Origin of the sequence: Variovorax restrictus, from assembly GCF_051216715.1 — a bacterium.
GTDB lineage: Bacteria > Pseudomonadota > Gammaproteobacteria > Burkholderiales > Burkholderiaceae_C > Variovorax.
Window position 1 is genome coordinate 627,396 of the sequence record NZ_JBPJZH010000002.1, and the last position, 14,708, is coordinate 642,103.

A 14,708-nucleotide genomic window follows, 5' to 3' on the forward strand; every position below is an offset into this window, starting at 1 on the left:
AACCATGAGCATCCAGGACATCTTCGTCGTCGGCACCGCCCGCACCGCCATCGGCACCTTCGGCGGTGCGCTGAAGGACGTGCCCAACACCCAACTGGCCACCACCGCGGTGAAGGCCGCCATCGAGCGCAGCGGCGTGGCGGCCGACGCCATCGGCCATGTCGTGATGGGCAACGTGATACCGACCGACGTGAAGGACGCGTACCTGAGCCGCGTGGCCGCCATCGACGCGGGCTGCCCGATCGAGACGCCGGCCTTCAACGTCAACCGCCTCTGTGGTTCCGGCCTGCAGGCGATCGTGTCGGCGGCCCAGGCCATTGCGCTGGGTGACTGCGGCATTGCCATCGGCGGCGGTTCCGAGTCGATGAGCCGTGGCCCGTACTTCGACACGTCGGCGCGCTATGGCATGCGCATGGGCGACGCCGTGCTGGTCGACTACATGCTCGGCATCCTGCATGACCCGTGGGAGAAGATGCACATGGGCATCACGGCCGAGAACGTCGCCGCGCGCTACAAGATCTCGCGTGAGATGCAGGACGCGCTCGCCGTCCAGAGCCAGCAGCGCGCCGCCGCCGCCATCGCAGCCGGCCGATTCAAGGAGCAGATCGTTCCGGTCGAGGTGAAGACGCGCAAGGGTGTCGTGCTGTTCGACACCGACGAACACGTGCGTGCCGACACCACGGTCGAGTCGCTGTCGAAGATGAAGCCAGCCTTCAAGAAGGACGGCCTGGTGACCGCCGGCAATGCCTCGGGCATCAACGACGGTGCGGCCGCCGTGGTGCTGGCCAATGGTGACCGCGTGAAGGCGCTGGGCCTCAAGCCGATGGCGCGGTTGGTGGGCTATGCGCACGCGGGCGTCGAGCCGGCCTACATGGGTATCGGCCCGGTGCCGGCTACGCGCAAGGTGCTGGAGCGCACGGGGCTCAAGGTCAGCGACCTCGACGTGATCGAGTCGAACGAGGCCTTCGCGGCGCAGGCCTGCGCGGTGATCCAGGAACTGGGCTTCGACCCCGCCAAGGTGAACCCGAACGGCTCGGGCATCTCGCTGGGCCACCCGGTCGGCGCGACCGGCGCGATCATCACCACGAAGGCGATCGCCGAACTGCACCGCACCGGCGGGCGCTATGCGCTGGTGACGATGTGCATCGGCGGCGGGCAGGGCATCGCGGCGATCTTCGAGCGCGTTTAACGCGCTTTTAAGCGCTCTTGCCGCGTGCAATCTTGCTGCGGCCTTCGGGCCGCGCTGCTGTGGGCGCCGGCGCGCTGACGTTCGCCTGGTCGATCCACGACAGCGTGTCGATGTACGACATCAGGCGGTTCAGGTAGTCGGGTGAAGCGTCGCGCATCAGCGTGATCGCGCGGTGCACCAGGTGCTGCGAGTTGAGCGGCCCAGCGTTCTCCGGCACCTTGGCCTGCGACTGGTTCAGCCGGCGGTCGGCACTCAGGCGCGACCAGGTGCTGCGGAAGTAGCGCAGCGACTTGAGGTCGGAGGTGCCCGCCGTCGCGCTGCCTTCGGCGATGCCCGTCCGTTCGACGACGTGCGCCAACAGTTCCGCCAGCCCGCTCGCCGCGGGCGTCGCAGGCGGCGTCTTTTTCTTCGCCTCGGCGGTCTTCGCCAGATCGGCCTCGTACACGGCCAGCAGATGCGTCAGCCGCTCGTCGAGCAGGCGTCGCGCCTCGCCCTCGTGCGCCACCGCACGTCGTGCCATCGCTTCGAGAAAACGGAAGCGCACCGGGTCGAGCCGGTCCGCGCCGCGTTGGCGCCAGGCGTCGATCGTCTCCGCAACCGTGGAAGCGCTGTCAGCCACGGGGCTTTGCGACGATGTCGTTCGACGGCTTCGGCGTCGGCGCCATCTCCACCCGACGGTTCTTCGCGCGCCCTTCGGCGTCGGCGTTCGACGCCACCGCCTGCTCGGAACCGAAGGCCGCGGCGAACACCGACGAGGCGGGCATGCCTTCCTCGATCAAGGCGCGGGTCACGGTCAGCGCGCGTTGCGCCGAGAGCTCCCAGTTGTCGGCGAAGAGGCGCGCGTTGCCGCGCATCTGCCGGTCATCGGTGAAGCCGCTCACCATCAGGATCTCGTTGCGCTCGCGCAGGTAGCGCGCCAGCGGGCCGGCCAGGCTTTGGAGCACCTGACGGCCTTCGGGCTGCAGGTCGGCGGAGTTGAAGGCGAACAGCACGCTGCCGCTGATGCCGATGCGCCCGTTCGCGATCGTCACGCGGCCGGCGGCCAGCGGGCCGGCCAGCGCTTCTTCCAGCGCCTGCAGGCGCTTCGCCGCGACCTGCCGTTGCTGCACCTCGGCTTCGAGCTTGCTGGCCAGGTCGAGCTGCATGCCGATGGCGTAGACCAGGATCAGGACGAAGGCGCCGACCATGCCGGCCATCAGGTCGCCGAACACGGCCCAGACGGGCACCGACTGCGCCACGCCGGCGCCGTCGGATTCGTCGATGTCGTCGCGCATCATGCGTCGCTGCCCGCCGTCTGCCTTGCGGCGATCTGCTGCAGGTCTTCGACGATCTGCTTCTGCGACATGATGCTCAGGTCGATCACCTCGCGGGCCTGCGCCACGTAGTAGGCCAACTGTTCGTCGCTGCGCGTGATCGACTTGCCCAGCGCGCCCTCGATGCGCTGCAGGTGCGCGACCAGCTTGTCGTTCGATTCGCCGAAGCGCTCCACCGCAAAGCCGAAGGCCTCGCCCAGGCTGGCGACTTCGACGGCGCTGCCGGTGATCTGCGCGCCCACCGTGGCGAGCTTGTCGGCTTGTTCGCCGATCTGGTCGGTGAAGCGACTGCCGACGCGTTCCATCAGGTCGGCCGACGTCGCGACCAGCGTGTCGATGGCGACGCGCTGTTCGGTCGATGCATGGTTCACCGCGTCGAGCAGCGTGCCCAGCGTGTCGAGGATGCGGGCGCGTTCCTCCAGCATCGTGTTGTCGCGTGCCATGCTGTCCGACAGTTGCGTGCGCAGTTCGGCCACCACTTCGGCGGCGGCGCGTGGCGCTTCGGACGCGGCCTGCAGCAGGCCGGTGACTTCGGCGATGGTGTGCGTGGCCTGCGCCTCGGTGCGCTCGGACATCTCACGCACCGCCAGCGTCAGCGTCTCGCCGAGCGCGCGCTGTTCGCGCACGGTGTGCTCGCCGGCCTGCTGCCACTCCTGGCGCAGCGCTTCGGCCATGGCCTCCAGCGCCTGGGTCCACGCGGCCAGCCGCTGTGCGTCGCGCGATGCGATGTCGGTCTGCAGGCCGGCATGCGCCTGGTCGACGCTTTGAACCAGGCCGGCCGCCTGTTGCACGAAGCTGTCGGCGGCACGCGTCAGCGCCTGTTGCGTGTCGGCGGCCAATTGGGCGCTGGTGCGTTCGTGCTGCGCCAGCGCGCCGCTCCAATGGGTTGCCACCGTGTCGACGGTGCTCTCGAGCCGCGTCGACACGCCATCCACCAGCGCGGTCGCGCGTTGCGCGAAGGCTTCGCTGAAACCGTCGAGCGTCTGACGCAGGTCCGCGGCCATCGTCTCGTTGGTGTTGCGGTGGTCGGCCAGCGCGGCCTTCCAGGTGCCGGTGACGTCAACGGTGGCGGCATCGAAGCGGGCCGACACGCCGTCGAGCTGCTGTTGCACCGTCTGCGCCACGGCGCCGTGCAGTGCGGTGGTCTCGCGCGCGATGCCGGCCATCGCTTCTTCGACGACCGGGCGGATGGTGGCGCCGGCCAGGCGGGCGCTTTCGATGAGGCTGTCCTTCAGCGCGCGGTCGACCGACGCGGCCAGGCCGGCGTAGGCGCCGCCGGCTTCGGTGTGGAAGCGGTCTTGACCGGCGAGCAGGCGTTCGCTCAGCGCTTCGTTCTGGCGCTCCATCGCGGCGGTCATCGCGCTCAGTTGGGCCACCAGTTCGGGCATGCCCTGGGCATGTCGTTCGAGCAGGTGGAACGTGGCCTCGCGCTGGTGCGCCAGGGAGAAGGGGCGCAGCGTGGTCGCGATGCGCGTGTCGAGCAGCTGCCCCGCCTGCAGCCTCGCGCGACGACACAGGGCCGACATCAGACCGAGCATCGCCGAGGCCGCCACGCCGGCCACCGAGGTGCCGAAGGCCAGGCCCAGGCCCTTGACGGGGGCGGAGAGCGAATCGCGAATCGAGGGCAGGTCGGTCGCGCCCTGCAGCGCGGCGCCAGTGCCGTTGAGCGTGACCACCATGCCGAGGAAGGTGCCGAGCATGCCCAGCAGCACCAGCAGGCCGGCCAGGTAGGGCGTGAGCGCCGGGCCGGGCAGGCCGACGCGTTCGCCCTCGATGCGCAGGCGCACCGCGTTCTGCAGCGATGCGTCCAGCCGGTCCAGCCAGGGGCCGAGGCCGGCGGGTGATTCGTTCAGGCCCTGCAGTGCGTCGCTCAGGCCGAGGGTGGCGTGCTGGTAGTGGCGCAGTTCGAGCGCGCCGATCACGTAGAACACGCCGATCAACACGGTGATGGCCAGCGCCAGCGGATGGTGGCCGATGTAGCCGACGCCGACCCAGCCAATGGCGGCGAGGCCGGCAGCGAAGACGAGGGGTTGAAGCAGTCTGTTCATGAACACCTAAAGGGCATCGGCCCTAGCTCGATCGCAGGGCTTCGAGCAGCCCGTCGACCGGTTGAAATCGAAAGTCCAGTTCCGCGAGCAACAGATCGCGGATGTCCTGGTGAAAGACCGACAGCCAGGCCGTCGGCGCGGCGTCGCTATCGGGTGCGTCCGGCGCTGGCATCGCGTCATGACGCAAGCGCTTGAAGCGCTTCTCGAGCATCGCGGGCACGGTCGCCAGCAGGCTGTGCTCGCGCGCCACCAGCGCCTGTTCCATCACGGCGTCGACCGTAGCGAGCTTGGCCATCTCCGCAGAACGTGCCGCCAGGGCGCTGCGCAGCTTGGCGCGCAGCGGGCCGACGCCGGCCTCCATCGCCTGCTGCCGCGCCAGATAGCGCAGCCGGTAGGGCGCGAAGTCGATGGCCGTGGCCACCGTTGCATCGTCATCGACGTTTGCGTACAGGTTGTCCTCGCGGATCGTCTTCGCCAAGCCGTCGCGCACCCGTGCACACTCGGCGTCCGGCGTGCCGGCCACTGCCTTGGCGCGCACGGCCGGCGCGTTCAGCACCGTCGACAGCGCGATCGCGTCGGTCCAGGCCAGCCACTGGCTCAGGCGTTCTGCGGTGGATGCCGCGGGCTCACGAACCTGGGCGTCGTTCCAGCGCGCGAGCAGGCGAACCAGCGCCGAATCGGCGAAGGTTGGACGCCGGGGGACTTGCACCATGGACGAGCTTCGAAAAACCCGGCAGTCTACACCGCGACCCCCCGCGCGCCGGTAACGTTTGGTCGTGCATTCCGCGGGCCGGTGCCGGGGCTGCGCTTCCCGGACAATCGCCGCATGACCCCGAGCCGCCGCCCCCTGGAGATCGATCCCGACGAGGTCGAGATGAGCGCCATCCGCGCGCAGGGGGCGGGCGGGCAGAACGTGAACAAGGTGTCGAGCGCGGTGCACCTGCGTTACGACATCCTGGCCAGTTCCCTGCCGCCGGACGTGAAGGAGCGCCTGCTGGCCCTGCGCGACAGCCGCATCACCCAGGAAGGCGTGCTGGTGCTCAAGGCACAGCAGCACCGCACGCAGGAGATGAACCGCAACGACGCGCTGGCGCGGCTGCAGGCCCTGGTCGACAGCGTGGCCGCGCCGCCGCGCGTGCGCCGGGCCACCAAGCCGACCTATGGTTCCAAGCAGCGGCGGCTGGAAGGCAAGAGCCAGCGCTCGGAGATCAAGAACCTGCGAGGGCGGGTTCGGGACTGACAGTGGCCGCGGCGCGCAAGGCAGCCAGCGCTTCGCCATCGGTTCGATACAGCGACAGCAGCGGGCCCGGGGTCAGCAGGCCCGCGCGGTCCAGCAACGTGAGGGCCGGCAGCTTGAGTGCCGCGACATGCAGGTGCACGCCCTGCGATTCGAGCAGCCGCCGGATGTTGCCGAAGACTTCGGCGCCGGTCAGGTCGACCCGGTTGATCGGGTGCGCGAACAGGCACACGTCGGTGAGCCCCGGCCGCTCGGCCAGCGCCGCGGTGATGGCGTGTTCCAGCGTGCTCGCGGACGCGAAGTCGAGCTCGGCGTCCATGCGAAGGGCGTAGAGGTTGGGCGCCAGGGGCGGCAGCTGCCACAGGTGTCTGTCGCGCAGGCTGCCGTCGGCGTGCAGGCCCACTTCGACGATGCGCGGGTGCAGGTGCCGGTACATGTAGTGCGCGAGCGCCGCCAGCAGGCCGCCGAGCACGCCCCAGTAGATCGACGGGGCGGTGGCGATGGTCAGCACGAAGGTCGCCACCGCGATGGCCGCCTCGATGCGCGAGATGCGCCACAGCGCGACGAAGGCCCTTGGCTTCATCAGCCCCAGCGTGGCCGTGACCACCACTGACGCCAGCACGGCCTGCGGCACGTGGAACAGCAGCGGCATCGCCCACAGCAGCGCGGCCGCGACGACCGCCACGCTGAACAGCGTGGACCACTGCGTCTTGGCCCCCGCGTACAGCGTGATGGCCGAGCGCGAGAACGATGAGCTGGTGGGGAACGAGCCGGTGAGGCCGGAAGCGATCTTTCCGAGGCCCTGGCCGATCAGGTCCTGGTTCTCGTTCCAGAGCTTGCCGGAGCGCGCGTTGTCGACCTTGGCGCTCGACGCCGTTTCCAGGAAGCTCACCAGCGTGATGAGGAAGGCCGGCAGCAGCAGGGTGCCGAGCGCGTTGACGCTCAGGCCGCCGGGCCAATAGAAGGAGGGCAGGCCCGACGGCAGCGCGCCGATCACCGCACCGCCCTTGAGCGCATAGCCGACGGCGAAGCTCAGCATGGCGCTGACGGCGACCAGCGCCATGGTGGTGGGGAAGCGCGGGGCGATGCGCTTGCCGGCCCACAGCATCACCATGCCACCGAGGCCGAAGGCGATCGCGAGGAAGTCGGGCGGCGGGCCTTGCAGCAGTTGCGTGTAGCTGCGCCCGGTGAAGCCGAGCAGCGCGGGCAGCTGCGAGAGCGTGATGAGCACCGCCGCGCCCTGCGTGAAGCCCATTAGCACCGGCGAATTCACCAGCCGGAGCAACCAGCCGAAACGCGCCACGCCGAGCAGCACCTGCATCACACCGGACATCAGCGTGAGCCAGACCGCCAGCGCCACCCATTCGTTGCTGCCCGGCACGGCCAGCGGTGCCAGCGACGCGCCGACCAGCAGGCTGGTGAGCGCGGTCGGGCCCACCGACAGCCGCGCCGACGAACTGAACAGCACCGCGATGAGCGCCGGGAACAGCGCCGCATACACGCCGGTCACCAGCGGCATGCCCGCGAGCGCGGCATAGGCCACGCCCTGGGGAATGACCATCAGCGCGACGGTGATGCCGGCCGATGCCTCGTTGACGAGCAGGGCGCGGTCGGGGCGCGGCCAGGCCAGGAAGGGGAACCAGCGCAGAAGCCGGTCGCGGTTCATCGCCATGACGCCGGCGTGCGGGAGTGTTCGAGATGCACCGCGCGATTATCTGGCCTTCTTGTGCTGGAAGGCGGTGGGCGAGCGGCCGGTGGCGTTCTTGAACATGGCACAGAAGGCGCTGTCGGTGGCATAGCCGCAGGCGGTCGCGACCTGGCTCACCGCCATGCCGCGTGCCAGCAGCGGCAGGGCGTGCGCCATCACGGCCTGCTGGCGCCACTGCTGCCAGTTCATGCCCAACTGGTGGTGGAACAGCCGCGCCACCGTGCGTTCGCTGGCGCCGATGGCGGTGGCGCGTTCGGCCAGCGTGGCGCGGTCGGCCGGGTGGCGCAGCAGCGTCTCGCACAGCTGGCGCAGGCGCTTGTCGGCGGGCAGCGGCACGTCGATGCGGATCTGCGTGGCGCGCTCGATCTCGTCGATGAGCAGCGGCGCGATCATGCGTTCGCGGTGCGGCGCCTGCGCATCGGCCGGTGGCCGGCCGTCCGGCGTGGTGTCGAGCGCCAGCATCAGCGCGCGCATCAGCGGGCTGATCTCCAGCACCTCGCAGCGCTCCCAGGGCGGCGCCAGCCAGCTGTGGACGTACACGGTGCGCAGTTCGGCGTCTTCGATCAGCGTGATGCTGTGCGGTACGTCCGCCGGCACCCACAGCGCGCGCGAGGGCGGCACGATGTAGCTGCCGTCCTGCGTGCTCAGCCGGATCACGCCGCGGGTCGAGAAGGTGAGTTGCGGCCACGGATGAACATGCAGCTCGACGAAGGTGTCGGCCTGCAGGAAATGCTCCTTGGCGCGCAGCGGGCGCACCGCGTCGGGCGCGTACAGGTGCGGTGTGAGCGGCTCCACCACCGTGGTCGTCGGCGCAGGGTTCAGTGGCCGCGAACGGGGTGAATCGGCCTTCGGTTCAGCAACTGTCATGGTTTCGACAAATGTTGTCCATCTATCGGCATTCTGCCGCGTCTGGCCGGCCTACGATCGGAGCCCGCTCCCTCCGCACGCTGCCATGTCCCAAGCCACCGCCTCCCACAGTCCCGCCGACAACACGTTGCGCACCGATGCGCAGCTCATCGGCCTGGTCGGCCTGGCCCATGCGATCAGCCACTTCAGCCAGCTCATCCTGGCCCCCTTGTTCCCCTGGCTGAAGGATGCGTTCAACGTCAGCTACACGGAGCTGGGTGCGGTGCTCACCGTGTTCTTCGTCGTCTCGTGCCTGGTGCAGGCGGCCTCGGGCTTCATCGTCGACAAGCTGGGCCCGCGGCCGGTGCTGTTCGTCGGGCTCGGCATGCTCGGCCTGGCCGGCTTCGGCTATGCGATGGCGCAGAGCTACTGGATGCTGCTGGCCAGCGCGGTGGTCGGCGGGGTGGGCAATGGCGTGTTCCATCCGGTCGACTACACGCTCTTCAACCGCAAGGTCGCGCCCACGCGGCTGGGCCATGCCTACAGCGTGCACGGCATCACCGGTAGCCTCGGCTGGGCGCTGGCGCCGGCCTTCGTGGTGCCGATCGCGCTGGCGACATCCTGGCGCGTGGCGCTCGCCGCGGCTGGTGCGCTGGCCCTGGCGGTGCTGGTGGTGCTGTGGCTGTACCGCCGCGTGTTCGCCCTCGACGTGAAGGCGGTGCAGAAGGCCACCGGGCAGGACGCGCATCTGCCGACCGCGGGCCAGTTCGACTTCCTGCGCATCCCGGCCGTGTGGATGTGCTTTGGCTTCTTCTTTTTCTACGCGATGGTCATCAGCGTGGTGCAGACCTTCGCGCCGGTCGCGGCCGGGCACCTGCACGCCGTGCCGCTCGCGCTGGTCGCGGTGTGCCTGACGGTCTACATGGTGGCGAGCGCGGCCGGCATGGTGGTCGGCGGCTTTCTCGCGTCGGACCCGTCGCGCTGCGAGCGCATCGTGGGTGCGGGTTTCGGTATCGCCGCCTCGCTCGCGCTGGTGCTGGCCTTCGCCGACTTCGCGCCGGTGCTGGTGCCGGTGCTGTTCGGCGCGATGGGTTTCGCCTCAGGCATCGCCGGCCCGTCGCGCGACCTGCTGGTGAAGAAGTCGACGCCGGCCAATGCCACCGGACGCGTCTATGGCGTGGTCTACGCGGGGCTCGACATCGGGCAGGCCGTGGCGCCGCTGGTCTTCGGCCGCCTGATGGACAACGGCCGCTACACGGCGGTGATCGTCGGCCTGGCGCTGGTGCAGGGCGTGCTGATCGCCAGCGCGTTCAACGTGCGCCGCGTGCGGCGCGAGGCGCTGGTCCCGGCCTCGGCCTGAGCGGCGCTTGGAACCGCTCTCGCTCTACCTCCTCGTCGCGCTCGGCGCAGCCGTGGCGGGCTTCGTGCAGGGCCTGTCGGGCTTTGCGTTCGGCCTGGTCGCGATGTCGATCTGGGCCTGGACGGTCGAGCCCAGGCTCGCCGCCGTGCTGGCGACCTTCGGCGCGCTGACCGGTCAACTGATTGCCGCCTTCTCACAGAAGCGCAGCTTCGACAAGCGGCTGCTCCTGCCTTTCGTCATTGGCGGGCTGGTCGGTGTGCCGCTCGGCGTGTGGCTGCTGCCACGGCTCGACGTGGCGGTGTTCAAGGCCTGCCTCGGCGCGCTGCTGGTGGTCTGGTGCCCGGCCATGCTGATGGCGCGCAACCTGCCGCGCGTCTCCGCGGGTGGCCGGGTGGCCGATGCGGTGGTCGGCCTGACCGGTGGCGTCTGCAGTGGCGTGGGCGGCTTCGCCGGTGCCCTCCCCACGCTGTGGTGCACGCTGCGCCGCATGGAGAAGGACGCGCAGCGCGCCGTCATCCAGAACTTCAACCTGGCGATGTTGGCGGTGGCCTTCGCGCTGCACCTGGGCGCCGGCAACGTGGGCGTGGCCATGCTGCCAATGCTGGCCATCGTCGCGGGCTGCGTGCTGGTGCCGGTGCTGCTCGGCGCGCGGCTCTACGTGGGTATCAGCGACGCGGCCTTCCGCCAGATCGTGCTCGGGCTGCTGACAGTGTCGGGCGTGATGCTGCTGGCGTCGTCGCTGCCGACGCTGCTGCAGCGCTGAACCTCGTCAAGGCGCTGGCGGCGCGTGCCAGATGCGCTGCCAGAGCGCGCCGAAGTCGCCCGTGGGCACCTTCCATTCGCGCTGCGTCGGCGGCACGGCCTGCCAGCCGCCGTCCGCTGCCCGGCGCGCCACCTCGAACTCGAAGCTGTAGCTCGGCGCCATGCCCATGCGCAGGTCCGACAGCACCAGCGTGCCCTCGGGCGTGGTCTGCGCGCGCATGAAGCCGCCGTTGAACCACTGCAGCCGGCGCACGGCCGGCACGTCGCGTGCGGCGGCCAGTGCGGCCACGTCGGAATCGAAACGCTCGAAGCGCATCGTGCCGGTGTCGGCCACGATCGAGCGCTGGCCCTCGAGGTAGCCGTCGGGCGTCATCACGATCACGCGCCACAGCAGCGTGTTGAGCGGCATTGGCGTCGACAGCCGCGGCGCGTTGGCCAGGTCCATCGCAGCGAGCGCGCGTGCGGCGTCGCGGTCGACGATGTGCTTCGCCACCAGCGACCAGCCCAGGTACGCGCTGCTCAGCACCAGCCCGCCGACCAGCGCCCGCTGGGCCGACGCACGTTCGCCGGCCCACGCGGCGAAGCCGCAGGCCAGCAGCAGCCACAGCGTGTAGCCCGGGTCGATGATGAAGACGGTCGACCACGAGGTCGGCTGCACCGGCAACGGCCACCACAGCTGGGTGCCGTAGACCGTGAAGGCGTCGAGCAGCGGGTGCGTGAGCAGCGCCGCCTGCATGGCCCAGAACCAACGCGTCGGCGAATCCGCCACGCGGCCGCCGCGGCGCTTGAACAGCCACCAGAGCAGCCAGCCGACGAAGGGCAGCACCAGCAGCGAATGGCTGAAGCTGCGGTGCACCGTCATCAACGTCACCGGGTTGTCGGTGAAGGGCTTGATGAAGAAGCTGTCGAGGTCGGGCAGCGTGCCGAGCGCCGCGCCTGCGAGCAGGGCGGCGCGGCGATGCCGGGCGGGTGCGATGGCCGCGGCGACGGCGCCGCCCAGCACGATTTGAGTGAGTGAATCCACGCGCCGATCTTAGGGAGGCGCGTCGTCGCCCAGGCCGCCGCAGGGTCTTGTCCCGCAGCGAGCCGGGGCTGTTCAGGCGGTCAGCAGTGCATCGACCTGGCGCAGTCCCTCGATGGTCCTGATGCAGGCATCGGCCGCCTCGGTGCCCTTCACCGCGAAGTGTGCGTGGAAGTACTTGCGGTGCTCGACGTGCTCGTGGAAATGGTGCGGCGTCAGCACGGCCGAGAGGATCGGCACGTTGGTCTCGAGCTGCAGCGACATCAGCGTGCTTACCACCGTGTTGGCCACGAACTCGTGGCGGTAGATGCCGCCGTCGACGACCAGCGCGCAGCCGACGATGGCGGCGTAGCGGCCCGACAGCGCGAGCCGCTTGGCGTGCAGCGGGATCTCGAAGGCGCCGGGCACGGCGACCACGTCGATGCGATCGCGTGCGAAGCCCTGGCGCTCCATCTCTGCGAGGAAGGCGTGGCGCGCCTGGTGGACGATGTCGGCATGCCACTGCGCCTCGATGAAGGCGACGCGCTGCGGCTCGGACGCCGAGATGGCCGAAAGGGGAAGGTCGTTGATCTGACTCATGGTTTGCCTCTTGAAAGCAGGTTTCCTGAATCAGGGCGCACGAAGCCGACGACCGGCCGTGCACGACGAATCGCGCGCGGCCATGCCGACGGTCCGCGCTCTCTTTCATCCGGACTTTAGGAAACTGCCTTGTCACCGTTCGCGCCCTCGGCTCGCTGTGTTCGGGCGCATCGCTGCGTTGCCAGCCGCTTGTGTGGCGGTGCCACACGGCGCACCTGGCGCCTTGCGCTGCATCCCGAACTCAGCGGCCGTGTGCACGACCGCTGGCAAGGCAGTTCCCAACCGTCGGCCCCCGGATTCCAACCGGGTCTGCTGACCCTGCGATGCATGACGCACCACAGGCGCTCGCGGGCTTGTGCGAACGAGTCGCCATCACCGCCGGTGGGGAATTGCACCCCGCCCTGAGAACGCTGTGCGCGCCGGACGGGCCGGCGCACCGCGGGAATTCTAGGCAGCGCGATGGCGGCGCGCCGCCGCGCGCGCGCAAAAACCCTTCGCCGCGGTTCAGAAGCGGTAGTTCGCGCTCAGCGTCACCGTGCGGCGCTGGCCGTAGAAGCAGTCGCCGCGCGCCAGGCAGGTGGTCAGTTGCACCTTGTCGGTCAGGTTGGCGACGTTGAGGGCCAGGCGCAGCGGGCCGTTGTCCCAGGCCAGCATCGCGTCGAGGAGCGTGGCCGACGGCGTGCGCAGGCTGTCGGTGCCGTCCCAGGATTCACCGGTGTAGCGCACGCCGCCGCCCAGGGTGAAGCCGCTCGTGCCGCCCAGCGCGAAGCGCCGCATCAGCCATGCCGAGGCGCTGTGCTCGGGCACGCCGACCAGTCGCTTGCCCAGGTCGGCCACGTTGCTGCGCGAGACCTTGGCGTCGGTGTAGGCGTAGGCCAGCGTCCAGTCCCAGCGGCGCGCCAGGCTGCCCTTGGCTTCGAGCTCGAGACCCTTCACGTGGACCTCGCCGATCTGCACGCTGTTGAGCGGGTTGGTGGGGTCGGTGGTCTTGCGCTGGGTGTCGCGCAGGTCGTAGAGCGCCGCGAGGAAGGACGTGCGCGCGCCCTCGGGCTCCCACTTCACACCGGCTTCCCATTGCTTGCCGCGCTGCGGCTTGAACGGCGTGCCGTACAGGTCGATGCCGCCTAGCGGCAGGAACGATTCGGTGTAACTCAGGTAAGGCGCCCAACCCCCGTCGGCCAGATAGACCAGCCCGGCGCGCTTGGTGTTGGCCTTGTCGTCGACGGCCGCGGCGGGGCGGCCCTCGGTGTCGGTCTGGGCGATGTCGTGGCGCAGGCCGAAGAGGCCGACCCAGCGGCCGTACTTGATCTGGTCCTGCACGTAGAGCCCGAGCTGCTTCTGGGTGACGGTCGGCTGGGCGGCGTAGCTGGCGGGCGCCGTGTAGTTGCCGTAGACCGGCGCATACACGTCGATGGCTGCAGCGGTGCCGCGTGCCGTCTTCTGGGAGAACTCGTTGCGTTGCAGGTCGGCACCGACGAGCAGCGTGTGCTGCAGCGCGCCAGTGCCGAGGTGCGCTTCGGCCTGGTTGTCCAGCAGCAGCATCTTGCCGCCATTGCGCTGGGCGACGAGATCGCGTTCCACCGTGCGGCCATCGGCATTGAACACGGGCCGTGCCGGTCGGCCCGTGGCACGGTTCGCGGCGAAGCTGGTGTAGGCGGTGCGGTAGTCGACCTCGCTGCGGGTGGCACGCATGTTCTGGCGCAGCGTCCACGTGTCGTTCAGGCGGTGGCTGAAGAGGTAGCCGAGGGAGGTCTGCTCCGTGTCGTAGCGGTCCCAGCCGGGCTCGCTGATGAAGGTCGACGTGGGAATCGGCCCGTAGCGCGAGGGCAGCAGCGTGCCCTGCCAGGGAAAGAAGCCGATGAGCGAGCCGCTCTTGTCCTTCTGGTGCAGCAGCTGCAGCGTGAAGGAGGTGTCGGTGTTGGGACGCCAGGTCAGCGAGGGTGCGAGCACCAGGCGGTCGTCGCGCACGTGGTCGACCTGTGTGTTGCTGTCACGGCCGATGGCGACGAGCCGGTAGAGCCACTGGCCTTCCTCGTCCAACGGACCGGTGAAGTCGCCGGCGATCTGCTTGCGCTGGTGGTTGCCCAACTGCAGCTGCAGCTCGTTCTGGCGCTCGGCCTGCGGGCGCTTCGAGACCAGGCTGAGCACACCGCCGATGCCGCCCTGGCCGTAGAGCACCGACGATGGGCCGCGCAGGAACTCGACGCGCTCCAGCGTGAAGGGGTCGGGCCGCGTGGTGTTGTAGGTGCCGTAGCTGCGCAGCAGGCCGTCGAGGTACTGCACCGCATCGCCACCGCGCGAGCGGACCTGGTCGACCCGGCTGTCGAAGTAGTTCGACTGCACGCCGGCGGTGTAGCCGATGGTGTCGCGCACGGTGAGCGCGCCCTGGGCCTCCATCTGGTCGCGGGTGATGACCGAGATCGCCTGCGGTGTTTCGATCAGCGGCGTGTCGGTCTTGGTGGCCGTGGCGCCGCGGCGGGCGACGAAGCCGCGCACCTGGCCGGATGCGGTCTCCTGGCTGTCGCTGGTGACGGTGACGGCGGGCAGCGACTGGGTGGCCTCGGTGGTCTCAGCCTGCAGGGGCATGCCGCTGCCGAGCAGCGCGGCGGCCGTGGCCAGCGTGCGAACGCGGCGCGAAGAGCGAG

At 69.8% G+C, this 14,708-nt stretch carries 13 protein-coding genes; 4 read left to right on the forward strand and 9 right to left on the reverse strand.

Features of this window, described 5'->3' with window-relative positions; genetic code table 11:
* Nucleotides 1-4: 4 nt before the first annotated feature.
* Nucleotides 5-1,189: an acetyl-CoA C-acyltransferase family protein gene (locus ACSFA0_RS17595; RefSeq protein WP_435451552.1), complete on the forward strand. Its 1,185-nt coding sequence runs from the start codon at nucleotides 5-7 to the stop codon at nucleotides 1,187-1,189.
* 7 nt (nucleotides 1,190-1,196) lie between these two features.
* Here ACSFA0_RS17595 and ACSFA0_RS17600 read toward each other — a convergent pair whose 3' ends face one another.
* From ACSFA0_RS17600 to ACSFA0_RS17615, 4 genes are read right to left on the reverse strand one after another with little or no spacing between them, the layout of a single operon-like run.
* The gene (locus tag ACSFA0_RS17600; protein ID WP_435451553.1) at nucleotides 1,197-1,808 is read right to left on the reverse strand and encodes a DUF2894 domain-containing protein; all 612 of its coding nucleotides are present in this window, start codon (nucleotides 1,806-1,808) and stop codon (nucleotides 1,197-1,199) included.
* Nucleotides 1,801-2,463, reverse strand: a complete 663-nt coding sequence (locus ACSFA0_RS17605) for an OmpA family protein (protein WP_435451919.1) — start codon at nucleotides 2,461-2,463, stop codon at nucleotides 1,801-1,803. The genes ACSFA0_RS17600 and ACSFA0_RS17605 overlap by 8 nt, the downstream gene beginning before the upstream one ends.
* A complete protein-coding gene (locus tag ACSFA0_RS17610) occupies nucleotides 2,463-4,550 on the reverse strand; it encodes a DUF802 domain-containing protein (RefSeq protein WP_435451554.1) in 2,088 nt (695 codons plus the stop codon). The genes ACSFA0_RS17605 and ACSFA0_RS17610 overlap by 1 nt, the downstream gene beginning before the upstream one ends.
* 22 nt (nucleotides 4,551-4,572) lie before the next feature.
* The gene (locus ACSFA0_RS17615) at nucleotides 4,573-5,262 is read right to left on the reverse strand and encodes a DUF3348 domain-containing protein (RefSeq protein ID WP_435451555.1); all 690 of its coding nucleotides are present in this window, start codon (nucleotides 5,260-5,262) and stop codon (nucleotides 4,573-4,575) included.
* Between the two features lie 114 nt (nucleotides 5,263-5,376).
* Between ACSFA0_RS17615 and arfB the strand changes: the two genes are divergently transcribed.
* Nucleotides 5,377-5,790 carry an alternative ribosome rescue aminoacyl-tRNA hydrolase ArfB gene (gene arfB, locus ACSFA0_RS17620; protein ID WP_435451556.1) on the forward strand — a complete coding sequence of 138 codons (414 nt, stop codon included), beginning with the start codon at nucleotides 5,377-5,379 and terminating at the stop codon, nucleotides 5,788-5,790.
* On the opposite strand, the gene ACSFA0_RS17625 is transcribed toward arfB, so the two are convergent.
* Nucleotides 5,759-7,453: a SulP family inorganic anion transporter gene (locus ACSFA0_RS17625; protein ID WP_435451920.1), complete on the reverse strand. Its 1,695-nt coding sequence runs from the start codon at nucleotides 7,451-7,453 to the stop codon at nucleotides 5,759-5,761. The genes arfB and ACSFA0_RS17625 overlap by 32 nt on opposite strands.
* 45 nt (nucleotides 7,454-7,498) lie before the next feature.
* Nucleotides 7,499-8,362: an AraC family transcriptional regulator gene (locus tag ACSFA0_RS17630; protein WP_435451557.1), complete on the reverse strand. Its 864-nt coding sequence runs from the start codon at nucleotides 8,360-8,362 to the stop codon at nucleotides 7,499-7,501.
* Nucleotides 8,363-8,447: 85 nt separating this feature from the next.
* On the opposite strand from ACSFA0_RS17630, the gene ACSFA0_RS17635 reads away from it, so the two are divergent.
* On the forward strand, nucleotides 8,448-9,701 hold the full coding sequence (locus tag ACSFA0_RS17635) for an MFS transporter (RefSeq protein ID WP_435451558.1): 1,254 nt from the start codon (nucleotides 8,448-8,450) through the stop codon (nucleotides 9,699-9,701).
* Nucleotides 9,702-9,708: 7 nt separating this feature from the next.
* A complete protein-coding gene (locus ACSFA0_RS17640) occupies nucleotides 9,709-10,464 on the forward strand; it encodes a sulfite exporter TauE/SafE family protein (protein ID WP_435451559.1) in 756 nt (251 codons plus the stop codon).
* Nucleotides 10,465-10,470: 6 nt separating this feature from the next.
* On the opposite strand, the gene ACSFA0_RS17645 is transcribed toward ACSFA0_RS17640, so the two are convergent.
* The 3 genes from ACSFA0_RS17645 to ACSFA0_RS17655 all read right to left on the reverse strand — a co-directional run bounded on the left by ACSFA0_RS17645 (nucleotide 10,471) and on the right by ACSFA0_RS17655 (nucleotide 14,649).
* The gene (locus ACSFA0_RS17645; RefSeq protein WP_435451560.1) at nucleotides 10,471-11,487 is read right to left on the reverse strand and encodes a metal-dependent hydrolase; all 1,017 of its coding nucleotides are present in this window, start codon (nucleotides 11,485-11,487) and stop codon (nucleotides 10,471-10,473) included.
* Between the two features lie 72 nt (nucleotides 11,488-11,559).
* A complete protein-coding gene (locus tag ACSFA0_RS17650; RefSeq protein ID WP_435451561.1) occupies nucleotides 11,560-12,063 on the reverse strand; it encodes a 6,7-dimethyl-8-ribityllumazine synthase in 504 nt (167 codons plus the stop codon).
* A 504-nt stretch (nucleotides 12,064-12,567) separates the two neighbouring features.
* Nucleotides 12,568-14,649 (reverse strand): TonB-dependent siderophore receptor, encoded by a 2,082-nt coding sequence (locus tag ACSFA0_RS17655; RefSeq protein ID WP_435451921.1) that lies wholly within the window; start codon nucleotides 14,647-14,649, stop codon nucleotides 12,568-12,570.
* Nucleotides 14,650-14,708: the final 59 nt, after the last annotated feature.

Coding starts and splice junctions, on each gene's coding strand:
- ACSFA0_RS17625 (WP_435451920.1), bottom strand. CDS start 7,453: ATGAACCGCGACCGGCTTCTGCGCTGGTTCCCCTTCCTGGCCTGGCCG.
- ACSFA0_RS17630 (WP_435451557.1), bottom strand. CDS start 8,362: ATGACAGTTGCTGAACCGAAGGCCGATTCACCCCGTTCGCGGCCACTG.
- ACSFA0_RS17595 (WP_435451552.1), top strand. CDS start 5: ATGAGCATCCAGGACATCTTCGTCGTCGGCACCGCCCGCACCGCCATC.
- ACSFA0_RS17610 (WP_435451554.1), bottom strand. CDS start 4,550: ATGAACAGACTGCTTCAACCCCTCGTCTTCGCTGCCGGCCTCGCCGCC.
- ACSFA0_RS17635 (WP_435451558.1), top strand. CDS start 8,448: ATGTCCCAAGCCACCGCCTCCCACAGTCCCGCCGACAACACGTTGCGC.
- arfB (WP_435451556.1), top strand. CDS start 5,377: ATGACCCCGAGCCGCCGCCCCCTGGAGATCGATCCCGACGAGGTCGAG.
- ACSFA0_RS17650 (WP_435451561.1), bottom strand. CDS start 12,063: ATGAGTCAGATCAACGACCTTCCCCTTTCGGCCATCTCGGCGTCCGAG.
- ACSFA0_RS17615 (WP_435451555.1), bottom strand. CDS start 5,262: ATGGTGCAAGTCCCCCGGCGTCCAACCTTCGCCGATTCGGCGCTGGTT.
- ACSFA0_RS17605 (WP_435451919.1), bottom strand. CDS start 2,463: ATGCGCGACGACATCGACGAATCCGACGGCGCCGGCGTGGCGCAGTCG.
- ACSFA0_RS17655 (WP_435451921.1), bottom strand. CDS start 14,649: ATGCCCCTGCAGGCTGAGACCACCGAGGCCACCCAGTCGCTGCCCGCC.